An 18,088-nucleotide genomic window follows, 5' to 3' on the forward strand; every position below is an offset into this window, starting at 1 on the left:
GTCTTAAAGCTGACGCTTTACCTCGCTGCGCTCGGACGACGGCTTGTTCAAGGGGGAGTACCCCCTTAAAAAACCCCCCTCGTGTTGTGCCGAAAAATGGTCAATCGCAAGCAGTCAAAAAGACTTGTCAGGAAGCACCTCTTCTCGCTGAGACTGAGTGAGATTGAACTGGACTTGCTGCGGTTGAAATCAGCAGATGCGGGAATGTCAGCGAGTGAACTGATGAGGCGTAATGGATTGCTGCGACCACTGCCGAAACGACTAAGTAAAGTTAGCCTAAAAGCATATTGGGAATTAGGACAAATCGGGAATAACTTAAACCAGCTTGTCAAAGCCACAAACACAGCTATAAAAATGGGGCGTACTCCACCAGCCAACCCAGAACTGTTAGAAGAACTTTTAGAACTACTACACCAGTGCAGACGAGACATTGCACAAGTTGACACCGAATCGGACGACTGGGAAGAGGAGGAGGATGAAGATGATTGGGAAGCAGACGAAGGGTAGAGGCTTTCGCAAGCTGTTGGATTATTTGCACAACAGCGAAAATGCCAAGCTGATTGGCGGTAACATGAGTGGCAGAAATCCCAGAGAATTAGCTAGTGAATTTCGACTGTCTCGACAATTAAACCCAGATGCCGAGCGTGTAGTTTATCATGTCTCATTGTCAGCAGCCAAGGATGACGTAATCTCTGAAGATAAATGGTGTGAAATTGGCAATCGCTACATGAAAGAAATGGGTTTTGATGTTAATCAATATGCCATCTTTCGCCACGAAAACACCGATGATGATCATGTCCACATTGCCGCCAGCAGAATCAGAATGGATACAGGTTTACTGGTCGATGATTCCTGGGATTATGTGCGCTCTGAGAAAGTGCTACGGCAGATTGAAATTGACTACGATTTAGTGCAAGTCCAGGGCAGCAGAGAAAAACTGAATCGCACCCAAAGTACAGGACAATTTCGGCGCATTCAGCGAGAGCAAGAAGAATATTCGCAAGGTAGGCGTGATACTCCACCAGAAACCAGTGTTAAAGAGTCAATTCAGCAGACAATTGACCGCGCATCTGTTGACAATCCTCAGATGCCTGAATTGATTGTGCGGTTGCAGCAAGCTGGTATTAGTGTAAGGACAGGATTTACCAGGAATGGGAAGTCAAAAGGTATCTCATACCAGAAAGATGGGGTTGCTTTTAGTGGCACACAGTTAGGTGCAGCTTATACCTTCCCTGGTTTGCAAAAACATCGTGGTGTTGACTACCAGCCAGAACGTGATGATGAGCGCATTAACGTAATTCTGTTGATTCCTTCTGTTCCACTGCCAATTGAGCAGGCAGAAAAGTTTCTTCAAGAAATTGAACTTAAACACACTCAACCCCAATTCACGCCACCACCAGAAGATGAAAGCCTGCGCCCAGTATTGCAAAATTACCTCACTCAAAAACGAGGTTTAACTAATTACCTTGTAGAGCCATTACAACGCCAGGGGTTAGGTTACGTAGACCAGCAGGAAAATGTTGTCTTTATTAAGCGCGATCTGAACGGTGAAAAGTCAGGCGCACTGCTTTGGGATACCACACGCCTTGACAATCGGTGTATAAAGTACCCTGAAAACAGCGATCGCTCACAGGGGTGGTTTCACTTAAAATTGGGTGGAGAGGTTGACGATAAAATAGAGAGAGTTATCTTGTGCGATTCCCCAATTGAGGCACTCTCAATTGCACATATTGATAGGGATGCACACAAAGGACAACCACCAGTCAGAACAATGTACATGGCAGTGGATGACCCGAACTCGTTGCCCCTTGAATTGCTCAAGAATGTGAGCAGAATTGCTTTAGCATTTAATAACGATGAACAAGGCAACGAAACAGCCCAAGTCATTCAAAAAATTCTGCCGCAGGCTAAAAGAGTTGCACCGTCTGGGCGGACTTGGAATGAGATTTTGATTGAAGCCAAGCAGAAAGAAATCGAACAGCAGAAACAACGGTCTAGGGGTTTTAGTCGGTGAGTCGTGTTGCGCCGACGAACTCGTTGCCGCTATCGCTCGACTCATGCGGTCTTCGGGACGGGCAGAGTGATCAATCGTTGGGCTGACAAGTCCCGCAAGCCCGCCCCGAAGACTCCGCGTTGCCGCATGATCCGCAACAAGTTCTTAAATCTGCGAAACTAAATCACTTTGGAGTTAAAGTATAGATGAAAATTAATGCCTCAAAATGATAATTAGATTTTTAATTTTGGTCATATCCCTAAGTAAGAAAGCAAATAAGAGGAAGTTTAATTGCTGGGCTAAAAGACGCTATTTATAAAGTTTTTAGATACAACTACTATGCAATATTTTATGATTCAAATTACAATGACAAACACTGGTAGCAAAATTCAAAAATTTTGCTCAATTTCTCCTAGATTGCTTTAATTTTTCAATAAATTCAATTGCATTTTCATAAACTGTATCCTCCTTGAGTACACCCTTGTTGACTAATTCTTTTACTTTTATAGTGAAAGTTTTTAAAAGATCTGTAGGCTCGTCTCTAGAAAATATTTCCCATGTAGAAGTTCCATCTAGCCAGTCCTGTATTATTTCTCCATTATTACTATTTGGCAAAATATTTAGAATTTTTTCTAGAATTTCATAATTATAGTTTTTATTTCTAGATATATTGAGAATTATGCTTAAACCAGCAGATATAAGTGCAATTGGTACTAAGCCACGAGCATAGGGGCAAGCATCGTTATATGTTTTTATAACTAACCTTAGCTCTGGTAAATCTTTATTTATTAGAGTTTTGTAGAATACCCACTCTGCAATCAAAAATTGCCAGTTTAATAATAAAGACTTATTGGGGCATGGAGCCATTAAAGAAGTCTTCCACTCATCCATACTTTCTGGTGTTATGACACAACTCAGCCATAGAAGATTTCTACCTTCTAAACTGGCATTAGCACTATCTGACCACCTAAGAGTTTTATCCTCTACAGCACGCATTATAAGCGAATGAAATTTTTCATAACTAGATATACTTCGTAAATCAAATGTTGGCAATTCAAGTGGATTTTCTATTCTATACGGATGTGAATATGCACAATAAACATCACCTTGGAAAATTTTTGAAGAATTCTGTTTATAATTAATAATCTTTAACAAAAATTTCCGACGAATTTCTAATAAGAATCTTTCATATTGATCATTAACAATGCCATAAGCCAAATCCCATGTTTTGGTTTTAATGCACTCATCAACTAATGTTTCGACATCGCTAATTGGTGCAATTCCAGACCAAAGAAAAGTTACTGTATTCCATCGGTCATCTTCACGATTTTCAAACAAACAGAAACGGTCTATTCTTCTTCCAGATTCATCTCGCTGATCTCCCTCTAATACTGATTCTGCAACTAAGTATTCCATGACGCTTTTGTGTACAAAGCTATAAATTCCAGGGCCAATAATCAGCCCAGTTCGCTCTCTAAGTCCTGCAAGAACATCCTTTTCAGATATAGAGATATTTATTCTTTGGAGTAAATTTTGTACTAACTTTAATGCAGCAGGTTCATCAAGTTGATCCTTGCCTTGAAGAAACATTTGTAAGGCAAATCCTCGCATAATTTGCCGCTTTTCTGGCAAAGAGAGTTGAATGACTGTTGCTGCTACCTTGCGACGCTCATCCCATAAACCTAGCATCCCCTCGATATATCTTCGGTAAAGCTGTGAGCGCCCAGTAGGAAGGCTACCATCTAGATGATGAACCATTAATAAAGTTGAAAGTAAAAGTGGATTACCTGTAAGTGGTTCAATTGTGGGATCTCTACGCCAACTTTCAGCGAGACTTGTAGCATCAACTTTGTGATTACTTTCCAATAGAGTTTTCGTGTGTGTATACCACCTTTGTATGTAGTCAATAATTCTCTCTGTATCGAATGCTTCTACATTCCAAAACTGCCAGCTTGTGCTTAAACGCTCCAAATGATCGGTTGTTAAGGGACGAGAAGTTATAATGAAGGGGCAGCGATGCACTGCTGTGCTTAACTCTACAATCCAGTTATAAACGTTGTCTCGTTCATTGGGGTGGATTTCATCGAAACCATCAAGAATGAAAACTACCTGCTCTGTCTTAAGCCATTCACTAATGTGATCTGGTGTAAGTTCCTCTGCCAAATGTTGACCTCCTGCTTCCTTAATTAGTTGATGCAGAGACAGCAGAGGTTCATTGGAGAAACGGCGTAGTTCAACTCGAATACAAATGCCAGTCCATCGAGTACTCAAAGCTTCTCTTTGCAACCATTTTGTCCAGATGGATTTTCCAGCACCCGGCTGACCAATTATGATTGCCCGTCGATTCTTGAGCGTAAACAGATTGAAACTTTTGTCAGGTTCTCCTGCAATTATTGCTTGTTTTTTATTACTATCTTTTTTTACCTCTTCTTTTATCTCTGGATGCACGAAAAAATCATCAAATTTACCTAGAAGAGGGCGATCTGCCCTTAACCCTGTAAAGTCAAGTTCAAATCTAATCCTCTGGGCAAGCATTCGCCTTAGCATTGTAAGTGTTGTGTCTGCTTTTCTTAAGGGTAACGCTGCCAGTTCATCAACTCTGCTAAAGAGTGTGCGTAATTCTGTTGTAATTTCATCAAACCTATGAAAATTTTCAGACCAAGCTTCACTCTCCCAATCTTTTACAGCCGATGGTATTTTGCAAAGCAAAGTGGCAATACGAGGATATAAAAGTGCGTAAACATCCTTTAAACCATCCTCAATAACTACTTGTGGCAGATCACGGTTAACATAGATACTTTCAAAAATTTTTTGTCCATTAAGAGAGCCTTGAAACAATATTTCCGTTTGCTCAATCAAAGGTTGCAGTTCCTGTATGCACGTTTCAATTAAACGGCGCTGCTTGTCTTCTGAAATTCCCTCTTGTGTAAGAAACGGTAATAAAGCTTCAATAACTTCTGCTGTAGCATCTTCAATCCGTCTTTCAATTTTTCGTCGCTGAAAAAAAGGCAGTGCAGTATAGTTAATACGCTCGGAAATCACATTGGATAATAAATTACTGATTACACTGAAAGTAAATTCGCCTAATGCTACCATGATGTATTTGTTTTATCCTGCTATTACATTATGTACTGCACTCTGCGGTTTATTAAGAATAGAAATCTTACTTAGCATAGACATTGAAATTAATCTAATCCTCTGCTCTCTAGGTTTTTCTGATTTACCAGAAATCTGATTTTCTGTATTTATGGTTTTCTGATTCCTTAGTTTTCTGGCTCTCAAATTTTTCTATGAGTGCCTCGTGAGTGCAGTTCGCCTAAACGAATTGCTTAACTACGTGCGTGTAAGATTTTGGCATTGGCAGTTGATTTAAATTATCGCGTCTCCCCAAATTTTTTAATATATTCCACTAAATCTCTGGTATGCCCCCCTTCTGAAATGCGCTCTAAATTCCCCACCATGATAAACATTTCTCGCGCTCTGCTAACAGCCACATTCAGTAAATTAGGCCGCCGATTAATAAACCAGAGACTATCAGTTGATTGACATTGGCGAGTCGAGAAAATTATCACTGATTTCTGTCCACCTTGGAACGTGTGAACTGTACCAATGCTTTGCTGCGAGAAATTTTTCCAGCGAGATTGTAAACGTTGAGTCAGGGCATTTACCTGACGGCGGTAAGGTGAAATTACACCAATTTCGTTCTCAGAGTCAGTAGGATTTAAGCAATAACCCGCCGCTAATAACTCCTCAATTAACGCTTCTACCGCATCAACTTCTGCCCAATTAATGTTGTTTTCCAGCTTCCCTTCTACATTGCAAGCAATCATGTTAGCACCCAAGCGAGAAGCTTTTGGTTCAGTTTTGATGATCATGCCGTAATTGCACAAGCGATCGCAAAAATCAGCAATCACCGGAACACAACGGTAATGATATTTAAGGATAATGCCCTGACCAATATCTTGTGGTTGCCCTGATGCCCCGGCTGCTCGATGATAAACTGTGGTAGCAGTGGGGCTGTAGAGGTCATAATCGGCATCTGTAAGCCCCTGTTCCAGAAAAGATTTACTACGATATTCCTCTTTCCTCTGGTTGCTCAAATTAACAACTGGCTCTAATTGCAGTGGATCGCCTACGATCAAAGCCCGATTACACCGCACTAAAACAGGAAAAACCTGATGTGGTGGAATCTGACCCGCTTCATCTACAATTACTTGGTCAATACAGCCACTATCGGGATAAAATAACAAACTGCGGATGGAGTGCAAAGTGCAAAGAAACACCGGAAATAACAGGCTGATATCTCGATAAATGTTTCTCCAATTTGAGCTTAACTGACGGTAAGCTTCCCATTCGCCATTTAATAATGCAATGTAAGTTCTAATGGAAGCTATTACCTCATCTTTCCGTCGCCGAGCTTCTTGCTGTTGAAATTGCCAAGCCCATTCAAATAACTCTACTTGCTGCGAGTGCAATTCACTGTAGAAACGGCTGTAAAAATCTTTGGTGGGATAAGTAGCAAGTCGGTTTTCAACTTCTGTTTGGTGAATAATAAGGTCAGTAAGTTGTTGCTGTAATAACTCTCGCTGCTGTGATGTGCTATCAACAGTATTTTGTTGTTGCTGCCAGTTCAAAGCCTCTTTACGTAACTGGTCAACATTTTGCGCTGCTGCTATGAGAGATTCAGTTGTTAGTGGGATTTGAAAGGGAAATGGTGTGGCCAGCGTCGCCAGCACAGGCATCTCTATTTGTTTGTGCAACCGTTTGAGAATATGATGAGGGCTGGTTTTGGTTATCGAGTGCCAGAATCGTTTAATCAACTGCAAAAGCTTGATAAACCAGCTATTGTTTTTACTCTTAGTCTGCCTGTAATCTTCTTGCGGTAAAGAACGCCGAGCGTTGTCAAGATGTTGCCCTATCTGCTGGTAAGCTTCTACTGGAAATCCAGAGTAGTCGCGTGAATATTCTAATGGTGATGATGGCTGAATTTCAAAGGTCTTGATTGCCGACTCAAGTGATTGTATATCTCGGTGTAGCTCCTCTAAAAGTTGTTCATCAACTCTTTTCTGTTGAAGCTCATCTTCGTCTTGTTTTTTGTAAGATTCTATTTGTTGAACACCTGCTAACAATTGTTGCTTTGCTGACGACCATTCATCGTCATTAAACGTTTCTTTGGCTAACCAGTCGAGTGCAGCTTGCAAACTAGGTAACACTTGACTATCAACTAAATCCCTTGACCCTCCTGATAAGTAGAAACGGTCAGAGGTTAAGTTACTGGCTAAGATTTTCTCAACGTTCTTTACAGCAAAATTGTTAGTGCTTGTTACTAAAGTTAGGTTACTTTTATCTTCACCCGTTGTTGCTAAGTCCACGGCTCGACTTACCACTTGCTGCGCTATCTTATGTAACAACAGTGTGGTCTTGCCATTCCCTGGTGGGCCAATCACAGCCGTAACAGGTTTGGAGTGGGAATGTTTGAGAGCTTGTGCTTGATAGTCATCCGGCTGGCAGTTGGGAAAAGCACCCAAAAAAATTACTTCATGCCGAGGTGCTTTTGGTTGTCCAAACAGGTATTCGTAAGCTGGGTGTCCTGGTCTTGCCCAAGGAAAGTAATTTTGTTCGCTGATTTTTTGAAAATCTTTTTTGAGGTTGTAATTAAAAGGAGCGTATTCAAAATCCAGCAAATAAGGCAGAAGTTTTGACCGCACCGGAAACGGCGGTATTTCAATCAGCCCCAGAAAATCCTGTAGCGTCTTAAAGGTACGATTGAAAGTAGTTTCAAGAAAAACTTTCAGCCCTTCCTTTGTTACTAGGGACTCAGCCGCTTCTTCCTCTAGCCCGTACCATTCCATCAAATTTGGAATAATAGGCTGAAATTCATACTCTTTTAAATCCCATCCGCTACTACGATAATTGCCCTCAAAGATAGGAGAAATGTTGATGGTGAACAACGGGCGAAATTGACGGCGATTCGATTCAACTATATAAAGCTGCGGGAAAGCTACAGCAATTGATGGTAATTTGGATTGAGTTTTATTCTTTGAGCTTTTAAAGGGTTGCTTTAGTTCTTTAAATAAGGACTCGTCTATTAATAATTTATCGCCTACCAGATTTACAAGAGAGTCCCAGATGTTTGGTTGTTCCGAGTCGTCAGGTTCTACTTTGGCATTACTCAAATTTTCGATGTGAATGTAATCTAACCAAGCTTTGAGTAATGCTCGAATCTGTGAATCTGAAGCCATCTCTGTTTCTCCCCTTGCACCTAAAGTTGCTCACAGATTTTTTCAACTATTCGTAGAGATTACCTGAAAATTCATTTCCCGTCACTCATCCGCAAGTAAGGCTTCTAGCTTATTTAGAAGGTTTACTAGCTGTTTTTGCTTTTTAGGTTCTTTCCATAGCTGACGCTTTTTAATGCGCTGGGTGATATCTTTTAGCCGTTCTGGTACTTGGTCAGGTGTTTTAGATGATGGTGTTTCAGAAGGTGTGTTGGCGATGATTTGTTCTTTGATTTGGCTTAAAGACCAATCGTTAGCTATTGCTTGTGACAAGAGTTGTTTTCGTAGTTCCTCATCTTTTATCCGTGCCAGGGCTTGGGCTTTGGTATATTCCAGCTTGCCTTCTCGCAGTGCTATTAAAATTTCTTCGGGCAGATTGAGCAACGGTAAACGCTTGGTGGTGAACGATAGCCAATTCATGAGTCCCAGGCTCTCAAATACCTGTTCTACCGTCTTTGATTGCTCCAAATCTACTTTAGGAGAAACGTTTCTCCTAGATTCTGTTTCCGAATCTAAATTGTCAGAAATGTTATCAAGAGATTCTGTTGATTCTGAGTTAGGAGAAACGTTTCTCCTAGATTCATCTAATGAGTCTGGTGGCTGCTTTTCTTCTTTGCTGTGAGCGTTTTTCATTCGGTATAGCAAGGATTTGACAGCTTCCACATCGCAATGCAGCCGGATGACTAACAGGTGCAAGATACCTTCTGTTTCTTCAACGGGGTTAAGGTCTTCTCGTTGTAGGTTTTCAATCAAAGCTAACTGAAACGCTTGGTCATCAGATAGCTCACGCACAACCACAGGCGCAACTTCAAGTTTTGCTTCTTGTCCTGCCCGATAGCGTCGTTCTCCTGCTACTAACTCGTATTTCCCTCCTCCTAGTGGACGCACTAACAAAGGTTGGAGAATGCCATGCTGTTTGACTGACTCAACTAATTCTTTTAATGCTTGTGGATCAAAGTATCGTCTGGGCTGGTGCTGAGGCAGGACTATATCTTCAAGCTTGACAGTAGTGTCAGTAGCTCTTGATGTTTCTGCATCTGGTGAGTCTAACCAAGGTGCTGGGGGTGGAGTTGTAATTTGACCTGCAAAGGTTTTCTTAGTTTGCTTACGTTGGATCACAAAGCCTCCAAAGCTAGGGCGATTTCTTCAAGGATAGCCACCACAGAATGTTTAGCGTCAAACACTGCTAGGGGCGCACGTTCTTCTGTTGCATCGACAAAAGCGGTGGCTCTGGGAATGGCAGGGAAAATCCGACCCCAAGCCGAAAGTTGTTCTTGTATGGCTGCTAATGCTCGTTTATCGGCTGAGTTTTGATTTGCATACCGCGTAGGAATAAACCCGGCTATTTGAATTTTGCGGTTGGCTTTATTTTTTACGTGGGTGATAGTTTGTAAGAGTTCGTCTGTTCCTTCAAAGGCTTTGAGATGGGTTTCCACGGGAACTAGTACGTGTGTGGCGGCGACTAAGGCGATATAGGAAAGCAATCCTAAGCTGGGGGGACAATCTATAAGAATGAAGTCGTATTCATTTAGAACAGATTCAACGGCTTCCTTAAGGCGCAACTCGCGCATGGCAGCACTAACTAATTGCATTTCTGCTCCACTCAGAACTCTGCTTGCTGGAGCCAAGTCCATACCGTGAATGCCCTCATGAATCGGTAGGGGCTGCTCGTTGATAATGGCATCTGCAACGGTTTTCTGTAGCTGAGATGGCACTAACCCCATGAATTTGGTCAATGAGGCTTGGGGGTCTATGTCAATGAGAAGAACGCGGTGTTCTCGTTTCGCTAGGTGATATCCCAGGTTTTGGGTCAGTGTCGATTTGGCGACACCACCCGCCTGATTAAACAGGGCAATAATGCGGCATTGCTTGTCAGTAGTTGACACTGGTTCTTGTTCCTAGAAGATACGTTAAAGTTTGGTCAACCGACTCGGTTTTAGTTTCCAGTTTACGTGTATCAGATGAAAAAAGTTGATTTTTTAGATAGAAATTCCCGCAGTTTTTATATAACTTCACCGTATGTAGATTTAACCCTACTACAACTTGTTATATTAAGCACGTAGGTAGTAAAAGGCTAAATAATCTTGACAAGCAATCAACCAAAGCAGAAAGTCAAATCATTATTATGGCTAAAGCGACTTTTTATTTGGTCTGTTTGGCTCATTGCTTTAATAATCTTAGTCATTACCTTAATTTTTTCTGAATCAATTGCTCAGTGGCTTCCAAAGTTAGGTTTTATCCAAATACTTGATGCGCTTAGTAAACTAAGTGTCCTGATAGGTGTAACAGTTTTTCTACTTGAACTTCCAAACCGAGAAGAAAGGATTCAAACTGAAAGAAAGAGAACACATTTTGAATACTGGAAAGCCATCGATGCTGCGGCGGCTTCTGGTACAGTTACTAGCTATGCTAGAAAAATGGCTCTGGAAGAATTAGCCAGTGATGGTGTTTCTCTGCGAAATATTGATGTTCCAAATTCTGATTTAAAACGTATTGACTTAACTGGAGCAGATTTAGTAGGAGCTAATCTCACAGGAGTTGATTTTACACAAGCAAGACTTGAGGAAGCTAATCTTAGTAAAGCTAAACTTTATAGAGCTAGACTTTATGGTGCTTCTCTTCTAAAAGCAAAAATGGAAAGTACCGACCTAAGAGAAGTTTTATATGATGAATATACCAAGTTTCCAATAGGTTTCAACGCGGCGGCAGTAGGAGCTTACTTGATTGCCCCTCATGTTTCTCTTCAACAAGTTAAACTCTCAAAAGCAATTCTTTGGGGTGTTAATCTTCAGGAAGCTAACCTTGAGGGTTCTGATTTTGCCGAGGCTAGTTTTCGTGGAGCAGTTCTTAAAAATGCCAATTTCCAAAGCGCCAATTTGAAAGGAGCAAAGTTTGGAAATGCTAACCTTGAAGGAGCAAAGCTTGATAACGCCAATATAGAAGGAGCTAATTTTTGGAATGCTAAAGGTTTAACTATAGAACAAGTTAAATCTGCCCAAAATTGGGAAACCGCAGAGTACAGTAAGCATTTCTGTGAACAGCTAGGTTTATCTCCCCGGTTAATGCCATGACAACTAATTTACCTATGAAATTGTCACACTTGCCCAACAGCTTACCATTAGATGGTGCTGTCCGCATCGAGCTAGTAGAAGGAGTGCCGATTTTTCGAGCTTCCAACTTAGTACAGGGGCGAATTGAAGCATTATTGATTAAGCAAAAAGAATCTCCACTTCCCTCAGAGGAAGAAAAGGAATTAGATGAATATGAGGAATTAGACGATTATCTGAGTTTGGTGAATCGGATGATTAGAAATTCGTCTCTAACTCAAAACCAAAATGAATTGTAGGGAATCAGAAATTTGTCTGCAAATCGTTACATCAATGAAGCTACTCAAAATCAAGTACGTCAACGAGCCAAGTTTCTGTGCGAATATTGTCACGCATCGGAACAATGGCAATATGTTTCTTTCACCGTAGATCACGTAATTCCTCTTACCAAAGGTGGTGCTAATTCAATTGATAATTTAGCTTTGGCTTGTTTCCATTGCAATCGCCAAAAATCAGATAAACTTAAAGCCTTTGATGAACATTCATTATCAGAAGTACCTTTATTTAATCCTCGCACTGATAGTTGGCGAGAACACTTTATTTGGTCAACAGATACACTCTTGATTATCGGCTTGACAGCAACAGGACGCGCCACAGTTGCAGAATTAGCATTCAACAGACCTAGAATAATGAATATTCGTGCTGCTGATAGAGAAATTGGGCGGCATCCACCACCAGATGACCCAATTCAAATCTGAAAATTTAAAACGCTTAGATCATCGCTTAATTACAGTCTTATAAGTATGGCTGACATCTAAATTAATAAGTTCAAAACCTCATCTAAATTGTGTTCTGCGCTACATTTTGCCTGTCTTTGCCTAACAGTATTACTTTTATATTGAGGACTAGATATAGCGGTGCGATGTAGAAGTTGAGTGTTAAAGGATTTATTTAATCCTTACAAAATGAGTGGAGAGCCGACTCTCCCGGTGAAGTCTGTCTCACCGTCCCCACGTAAAAGAGTCACTGACTCCGGTCACATTGGAAGTAAGCAATGAACCCAATGGAATGCAGACCACGAAAGTATCTGTTCCTGGTAGCCCAAACTGGGGATAGGCGAGGGGAAGTCCGACAGGGTTAATGTAAATGAACCGTCGATGAAACTTTGTCATTTACGCGATAAGTGAAATCAGGCTGAAACACTTAGACCAAAAGGTAAATGGGTAGCTTAACGGCTCGCTATTCTGTTAAGTGACAGACTGTAATCCCATCGAAGTAGGGGTAAAAGTAGCCAAGACACATTTTGCCGCCACGTAAAGCTTGAAAGGCTTGCCATGAAGGAGTTACAGAAATAAAATCACTCTTTTCATCAAAAAACGGAGAAAAAGCTGGTTTTGACTGTACCAATAAAAGTCTAAGTTATTTGGCACAGACTTTTGTCACGTAGCCACAAGGGTTTCAGGCTCTAAAAATTAGAGGGGTTCAAATGGTACGAATAAAAGTAGTGGATCTGGTATGTCAAATCCTAATTTCTAGGTAAAAGTCAATTTTTTTTCGGAAACATAGTCTGGTTATGATTTTCAGACGACGCATGGCGGCAAAATTCGCCTTGGCTACTTTTACCCCAAATTGGGAGGAGCGATCGTTTTCAGCCTGGAATGTATGAAGTAAGGAAAGCAAAACCGCAAAGGATTGCAGAAGATGTAAACTAAATACAAAATTAATCGGAAAGCTCTGCTGCGGATAAAAGCTCATTTCTATTTTGATTAGCAAGCCAAATCAAGAACCATCTGTCTACAACATTTAATCGTCTATTTGTCTGGTCATAATCAAGAATTATAGGCTTAATATCTTTTTTAACTTGAAGTGATGCTGTAGATTGCAAAGCTTGGGTTAAGTTACCAGGGTTTAAATCTTTTTTTTGTGGATGATGTAATTGGAGTGTTTCACGTATTTGAGCATAAGTAAGTCCTTGCTCTAAGTCTTTTAAATTTGCTGTCAAAACAGGGTATAAAAGCCATTTGTGCATTTCAAGTCGTGTATCTTGAAAACCTTCAGAAAATTGAGTTATAAAAGACATATAACGTCCACTCTGTTGATTAACAACTGACTTTATTAATTCGTGTACTAATAAATTATTGCCAATTAAACGATGTTGACCTTGAGTTTCAAAAATTCCTGATTCATGACAAGCTTTAGAACAAACTTCTTGAACTATATAAACACTATCAAAAGATTCACGTATAAGACTGTTTTTAAAATGCTCTGGAAAATCAATATTTAGTAATTTAGCTCCATCGTCAATTACTTGACGTAGTTCTTTATTAGTCCACTTATCGGCATCTATAGCAATTACACGCCCTGTTAAATCACCATTATATACAATTAATCTATTTTCCTCTAGCCAAACACCTATAATAATAAAACAAAATTCAGATGCTTCATGAAATGCTTTTAAAGCAACAGCAAAGTCTTTTTGAGCTTCTGTAGAAAGGTAATGAAAATCTTCTAAAACAATATACTTTTGAAATTTTATTGCTTTTAATGCTGCAATAATATCATTCACATCTTCTGCATCAAGTTCCAAACTTTCTAATGTAATCTCAGTAGATTTTGTTTTTTCTACCTCACCTGAAGCTGTTCCTTTACCTTTGAAGAAGTTTAATAAACTAATCCCACCTTCAAAGGAAGCTGTAATTTTATTGTTACCAGCAGCAGTTTTCTTAATTGATTGAGTAATTTGGTAGCCTGCTGCTTTAAGGATCGCAGAATGAATATCTATTAACCCCCAACGATTGGAACATTGAATATTAATATATTCTTCAGCTTTTAAACAACGTTTTCGTAGAGATGTTTTCCCTTGTTTTGAACTACCATATATAACAATGTGCCTATTTTTGATCAAGTTTTCTTGAAGTTTCTGATCCACTTCTTCCCTTTCTACATAATTTAAAGGAAGATCACGCGCAATACCATAGACAGCATCGGTTAAGTGAGTTTTTTTACTAAACATATATATTTAATACATTGTGTTTTGATGAGTTTGATTATATACAAAAAGGGAGTGAAATAAAAATTGATTGGGGTAATTTTTTTATGGAGACAAGCATCTGTCTAAAATTTACTAGTTCAAATCACAGTCACATTGATATCATGACTTTCAAATATCTAAAAAAACTATTAGGCTGCCTTGGACGGTTCAGCCTTGGCACGTCGTTTGAAGCTCTCAAAATCGATAATCTTAGATTTTTTAGCAGTTTCCCAGACTCCTTTGATAATGTCGGCAATTGGGGGTAGAACAATCAAAACAAATTGACCCAACCCCTTATTTTTCTTGTCGGCAACCTTCATGACACGGGGCATATCAGACCAGTCAGGCATTACCCAGAAAACTTGATCATCCACGACCACTAAATGCTTATCTCTAAGGCTAATATCAAAACCACTGTCATCAAGGAATTTGACAATGTTTCTAACTGTCTGTAGAGATATCTTTTGCCTTAAGTCGTTAATAGCTCGAATCTCCAAAACCTGCTCCCAACTATAAATCACTGTAGGCTTTTTAGAATTGCCGTACTTCTCAGGCACGATAACTTCAGTCCGGTCTAAATAAGCAAGACGGCTGGAGGTAGTTTTTGTTAAAGCGATAGTTTCTTGCCGAGTAAAGCCTTCCATAAAAAGTTTAATGATTATTTAATATTTTATATTATACACAACGTACACTTTGTTAAACGTTGTGTTAGCGTGTATAAGTCGTACCACATAAGTGATACTTCTTATGACAAAAGGCAAAAATCAGCAATCTGAATTGTTTATACACAACCGAGAAGGGTAAATTCGAGAGCGAAACAGCTACGGCAACGATTCACACCCACCTCAAGGTTAGTTGATGAGTTAATCAAGAAGGTCAAGGTGCATTTTATAAATTAAAGTTTTTAATATTTTCAAAGGATAAAGGGTATGACAGATCAGTTTCGTAATGTCAATAAGATTCTCAGTTCAGCAATTAGACTGCCACAAATGAATATTCCACGCATTAAACCTATCCAAGAGCAAACCAGAGAGGTACTACAAGAATTTAGCGAGATTTTCTTGGCAAGAACCTTTTATCAAAGATTGAAATATCATATAAAAGAGACACAAGCAAACCTTAGTGAAGACGAACATCTAGCAATCTATTTCTGCAATAAAGCAGGAGAAATGATTCTTATTGAAGATATTGGCTATCATAATCCCAATTTGATAATTCTATATGGTCAAGACTTGACAGGTAATCCTTCAAACCTACTTGTACACGTAGAATCAGTAGAGCTAGTTCTCAAAGTTTTGAAAATTGAAAATGAACCTGAAGTTAAAAAAAGGCGGATAGGTTTTTTAAACGATTAATAATATAAATAACAGCAATTCTTTGAGTACGGCTGGCTAAGGCTGAACATCTTCGTTCAATACAAGGTTGCACCTCGTGACACGAACCTTCTATTTTGTCCTTTGAATCCATATCTTGAGTTAAAAGTTCATTTTATGATTCAAATCACATATTTTCGCCTAAATCGATGCACCAAATAATCTATAGGTTATTTGGTACATCGAGAATTGTGAAAAATATCGAATCCCAGAATGCCTATTCAGTAAGGGTTGCAGCCTTAGCGTAAGTTTCTGCACGGATGCTCATTTGACCCCGTTACTAAAAAAAATAACCCCTCCAGCTAAATGCTTTGCTAGAGGGGTTTTTACACTTTTAAAGTGTAATTACAAGTTATACCATGTCTTTAAGTAATAATATCTGGTCTTCAATATTTTCTAGAATTACTCCTAGAATACATCTTTCTGACTCAGTACTTTGGTTTTTCGGGAGTTTGTTTATTTCACTACGAACCACATTTTTAACTTGTAATAGTTTTTGGAAAGTTTTTTGCATCATAATTACCAACTGTAGGCTAAAGAGTTGGCTACTCTAAAAAGCCTAAAACCTTCCAATACAAAGATGACATAGTTTTAAAAATAAACCATCGTTATTCTCTCTCACTTTTAATGTAAAGCTTTTGAAAAGACTTAATAAAATTACTTAAAATTACTTATATAGGTTTTTAAAATACCTATATTAAGACTACCAAGCTATAAGTCTAATAATTTCAGGATTATAACCTGTCAAAAACCATCTATAAGATGGAGATTCTCTTATTTTTTCGCAAGTAATAAATCCTATGTTTTGCCCCTCTAATAAATTATACAAACCGTACTCAGGTGCTAATTTCATTTTTTCAGCTTCTTCAAGGTAAAAATTGTAATTATTTCGATATGAATTTTGTTTAATCCAATACGCTGTCTTATCTTTTTCGTTTTGATCTTCATAGGGTATATATTTTAATATTTTTTTATATCTTTCATCATGAATGCTTAAAGCTTGGAATAAATTATAAATTTTTTCAGTTAGAAATAGATTTTTATAAAGATTACATTTACGTTTTGTTGATGTAATTTGAAAACTATAATCAAAAGCGGTTTCTTCATCAGGAGCGATTAACCACCATTCTCTAGAGGTATTACCAATTATGAATAGCTTCATCATAAAGTATAAGAAATAAGTAGAAAGTTACTGGTTTATATTTAAAACGAATAAATTAAAATATGTCTTGGGTAAAACCACTAATTATTAAAAATCAAAAGATTTGGTAGACCCAAAACTGACGAGATTATTATTAGATGTATTCATCTAATTTTCCTACATTCTTCAAAAATCTAAAGCAGAGATCGCGTTCTGCTTCTGCTTTTCAGTAACCCCCAAATAACGCTCCAACGCTGCCAAAGTCCGATGCCCCGATATCTCCTGTATGTGGCGCAACGGTATCCCGGCATCGCTCATCCTAGTTAACGCCGTCCTCCGAAAGCTGTGGGTACTCACGCCCTCAATACCCAGCCGCGTACAGGTATCTCTGAGAATTTTATCAGCACTCACCTTGTGGATATGCCCCAACCCATGCCGCCCCGGAAACAAAAACTCCTTGCGGCGGTTGGGGTTGTACTCTTCTAAATACTGCTTCAGCTTCGGATGCACTCGAATTTCTCTGGTGTCTCGCTTCCCCTTGGTGTTGACGCTGCGTAACACCAACACCCCCCTAACCCCATTGCTGCCAAACACGTCATTTACTGCCAACGTGCAAGCTTCATTGATCCGGCAAGCAGCATAAAGGCACACGCCAAACAAAGCGCGATCGCGTGGGTTGACAAACCCCTCGTTAAATAGGAGATTGATTTGGTCGGAGGTGAGGATTTCTGCCCTCCCGAAGCGGTTTATTTTCATAGGGTCTAGCCTACATTATCTTCCAGCACAATCACAATGTAAACGCCTGAAAAGCCTATTCTATCGTGAGCGATGACACACCCTTAAACCAGACTTATCATTCAGCCTGACAGCACGACCGGTACAACCCTCATTATTCCGTTGGCTGATTAAACCTGCTTATGATTGCAACGCGATGACCACTTCCAGGTATGATCCACACCAATAGGATTCGCTGATGTTGGGGCTGTCGCAACTGTCTATACCCCTTCTATACCCCTGGTTGATCAATTGTTGCTATCAAAACCGATATCATTTTTCTCTGCGCCAGTGTCTAGATATGGTGTAGACGCTTGTAAAACTGTAAACAAATGTGTAACGGGGTGTAAATTGTGAGTTTTGACAATGTTTGTAAGGTTTTAGCTGAAAAATACCCAAGAGAATTTGCTAGTTGGTTACTGCCTGAAGCACCGACACAGGTTAAGGTACT

Annotated in this window: 14 protein-coding genes; 6 read left to right on the top strand and 8 right to left on the bottom strand. The window is 39.5% G+C overall.

All coding sequences use genetic code 11. The annotated features are described in order from the left end of the window. The first annotated feature begins 96 nt into the window (after positions 1 to 96). Positions 97 to 507: a plasmid mobilization protein gene (locus H6G79_RS34600; protein ID WP_190594253.1), complete on the top strand. Its 411-nt coding sequence runs from the start codon at positions 97 to 99 to the stop codon at positions 505 to 507. Continuing rightward, complete coding sequence (locus tag H6G79_RS34605) at positions 482 to 2,014, top strand: relaxase/mobilization nuclease domain-containing protein (RefSeq protein ID WP_190594252.1); 1,533 nt, start codon at positions 482 to 484, stop codon at positions 2,012 to 2,014. The genes H6G79_RS34600 and H6G79_RS34605 overlap by 26 nt, the downstream gene beginning before the upstream one ends. A gap of 381 nt (positions 2,015 to 2,395) precedes the next feature. Here H6G79_RS34605 and H6G79_RS34610 read toward each other — a convergent pair whose 3' ends face one another. The 4 genes from H6G79_RS34610 to H6G79_RS34625 all read right to left on the bottom strand — a co-directional run bounded on the left by H6G79_RS34610 (position 2,396) and on the right by H6G79_RS34625 (position 10,157). Beyond that, positions 2,396 to 5,089: an NACHT domain-containing NTPase gene (locus H6G79_RS34610; RefSeq protein WP_190594251.1), complete on the bottom strand. Its 2,694-nt coding sequence runs from the start codon at positions 5,087 to 5,089 to the stop codon at positions 2,396 to 2,398. Positions 5,090 to 5,367: 278 nt separating this feature from the next. Beyond that, entirely contained in the window at positions 5,368 to 8,235 is a 2,868-nt protein-coding gene (locus tag H6G79_RS34615) for an ATP-binding protein (RefSeq protein WP_190594250.1), read from the bottom strand. Between the two features lie 81 nt (positions 8,236 to 8,316). After that, positions 8,317 to 9,390: a ParB/RepB/Spo0J family partition protein gene (locus H6G79_RS34620; protein ID WP_396019829.1), complete on the bottom strand. Its 1,074-nt coding sequence runs from the start codon at positions 9,388 to 9,390 to the stop codon at positions 8,317 to 8,319. Further along, positions 9,387 to 10,157 carry an AAA family ATPase gene (locus tag H6G79_RS34625; RefSeq protein WP_190594249.1) on the bottom strand — a complete coding sequence of 257 codons (771 nt, stop codon included), beginning with the start codon at positions 10,155 to 10,157 and terminating at the stop codon, positions 9,387 to 9,389. The genes H6G79_RS34620 and H6G79_RS34625 overlap by 4 nt, the downstream gene beginning before the upstream one ends. 198 nt (positions 10,158 to 10,355) lie before the next feature. Here H6G79_RS34625 and H6G79_RS34630 point away from each other — a divergent pair, with 198 nt between their 5' ends. From H6G79_RS34630 to H6G79_RS34640, 3 genes are read left to right on the top strand one after another with little or no spacing between them, the layout of a single operon-like run. Beyond that, entirely contained in the window at positions 10,356 to 11,342 is a 987-nt protein-coding gene (locus H6G79_RS34630; protein WP_190594248.1) for a pentapeptide repeat-containing protein, read from the top strand. Continuing rightward, positions 11,339 to 11,617 (top strand): hypothetical protein, encoded by a 279-nt coding sequence (locus tag H6G79_RS34635; RefSeq protein ID WP_190594247.1) that lies wholly within the window; start codon positions 11,339 to 11,341, stop codon positions 11,615 to 11,617. Before H6G79_RS34630 ends, H6G79_RS34635 begins: the two co-directional genes overlap by 4 nt. A gap of 12 nt (positions 11,618 to 11,629) precedes the next feature. Continuing rightward, on the top strand, positions 11,630 to 12,076 hold the full coding sequence (locus tag H6G79_RS34640) for an HNH endonuclease (RefSeq protein WP_190594246.1): 447 nt from the start codon (positions 11,630 to 11,632) through the stop codon (positions 12,074 to 12,076). Positions 12,077 to 13,038: 962 nt separating this feature from the next. Here the strand turns inward: H6G79_RS34640 and H6G79_RS34645 are convergent. Both H6G79_RS34645 and H6G79_RS34650 read right to left on the bottom strand, forming a co-directional pair. Then, entirely contained in the window at positions 13,039 to 14,331 is a 1,293-nt protein-coding gene (locus H6G79_RS34645) for a hypothetical protein (protein ID WP_190594245.1), read from the bottom strand. Positions 14,332 to 14,498: 167 nt separating this feature from the next. Next, positions 14,499 to 14,993 (bottom strand): MerR family transcriptional regulator, encoded by a 495-nt coding sequence (locus H6G79_RS34650; RefSeq protein WP_190594244.1) that lies wholly within the window; start codon positions 14,991 to 14,993, stop codon positions 14,499 to 14,501. A 285-nt stretch (positions 14,994 to 15,278) separates the two neighbouring features. Between H6G79_RS34650 and H6G79_RS34655 the strand changes: the two genes are divergently transcribed. Then, entirely contained in the window at positions 15,279 to 15,704 is a 426-nt protein-coding gene (locus H6G79_RS34655) for a hypothetical protein (RefSeq protein ID WP_190594243.1), read from the top strand. A gap of 721 nt (positions 15,705 to 16,425) precedes the next feature. Here the strand turns inward: H6G79_RS34655 and H6G79_RS34660 are convergent. Then, positions 16,426 to 16,887, bottom strand: a complete 462-nt coding sequence (locus tag H6G79_RS34660; RefSeq protein WP_190594242.1) for a hypothetical protein — start codon at positions 16,885 to 16,887, stop codon at positions 16,426 to 16,428. A 162-nt stretch (positions 16,888 to 17,049) separates the two neighbouring features. Continuing rightward, entirely contained in the window at positions 17,050 to 17,619 is a 570-nt protein-coding gene (locus H6G79_RS34665) for a site-specific integrase (RefSeq protein ID WP_190594241.1), read from the bottom strand. Between the last annotated feature and the right edge of the window lie 469 nt (positions 17,620 to 18,088).

The sequence above is a fragment of the Anabaena sp. FACHB-83 genome (assembly GCF_014697485.1).
In the GTDB taxonomy this organism is placed as follows: Bacteria; Cyanobacteriota; Cyanobacteriia; order Cyanobacteriales; family Nostocaceae; genus Nostoc_B.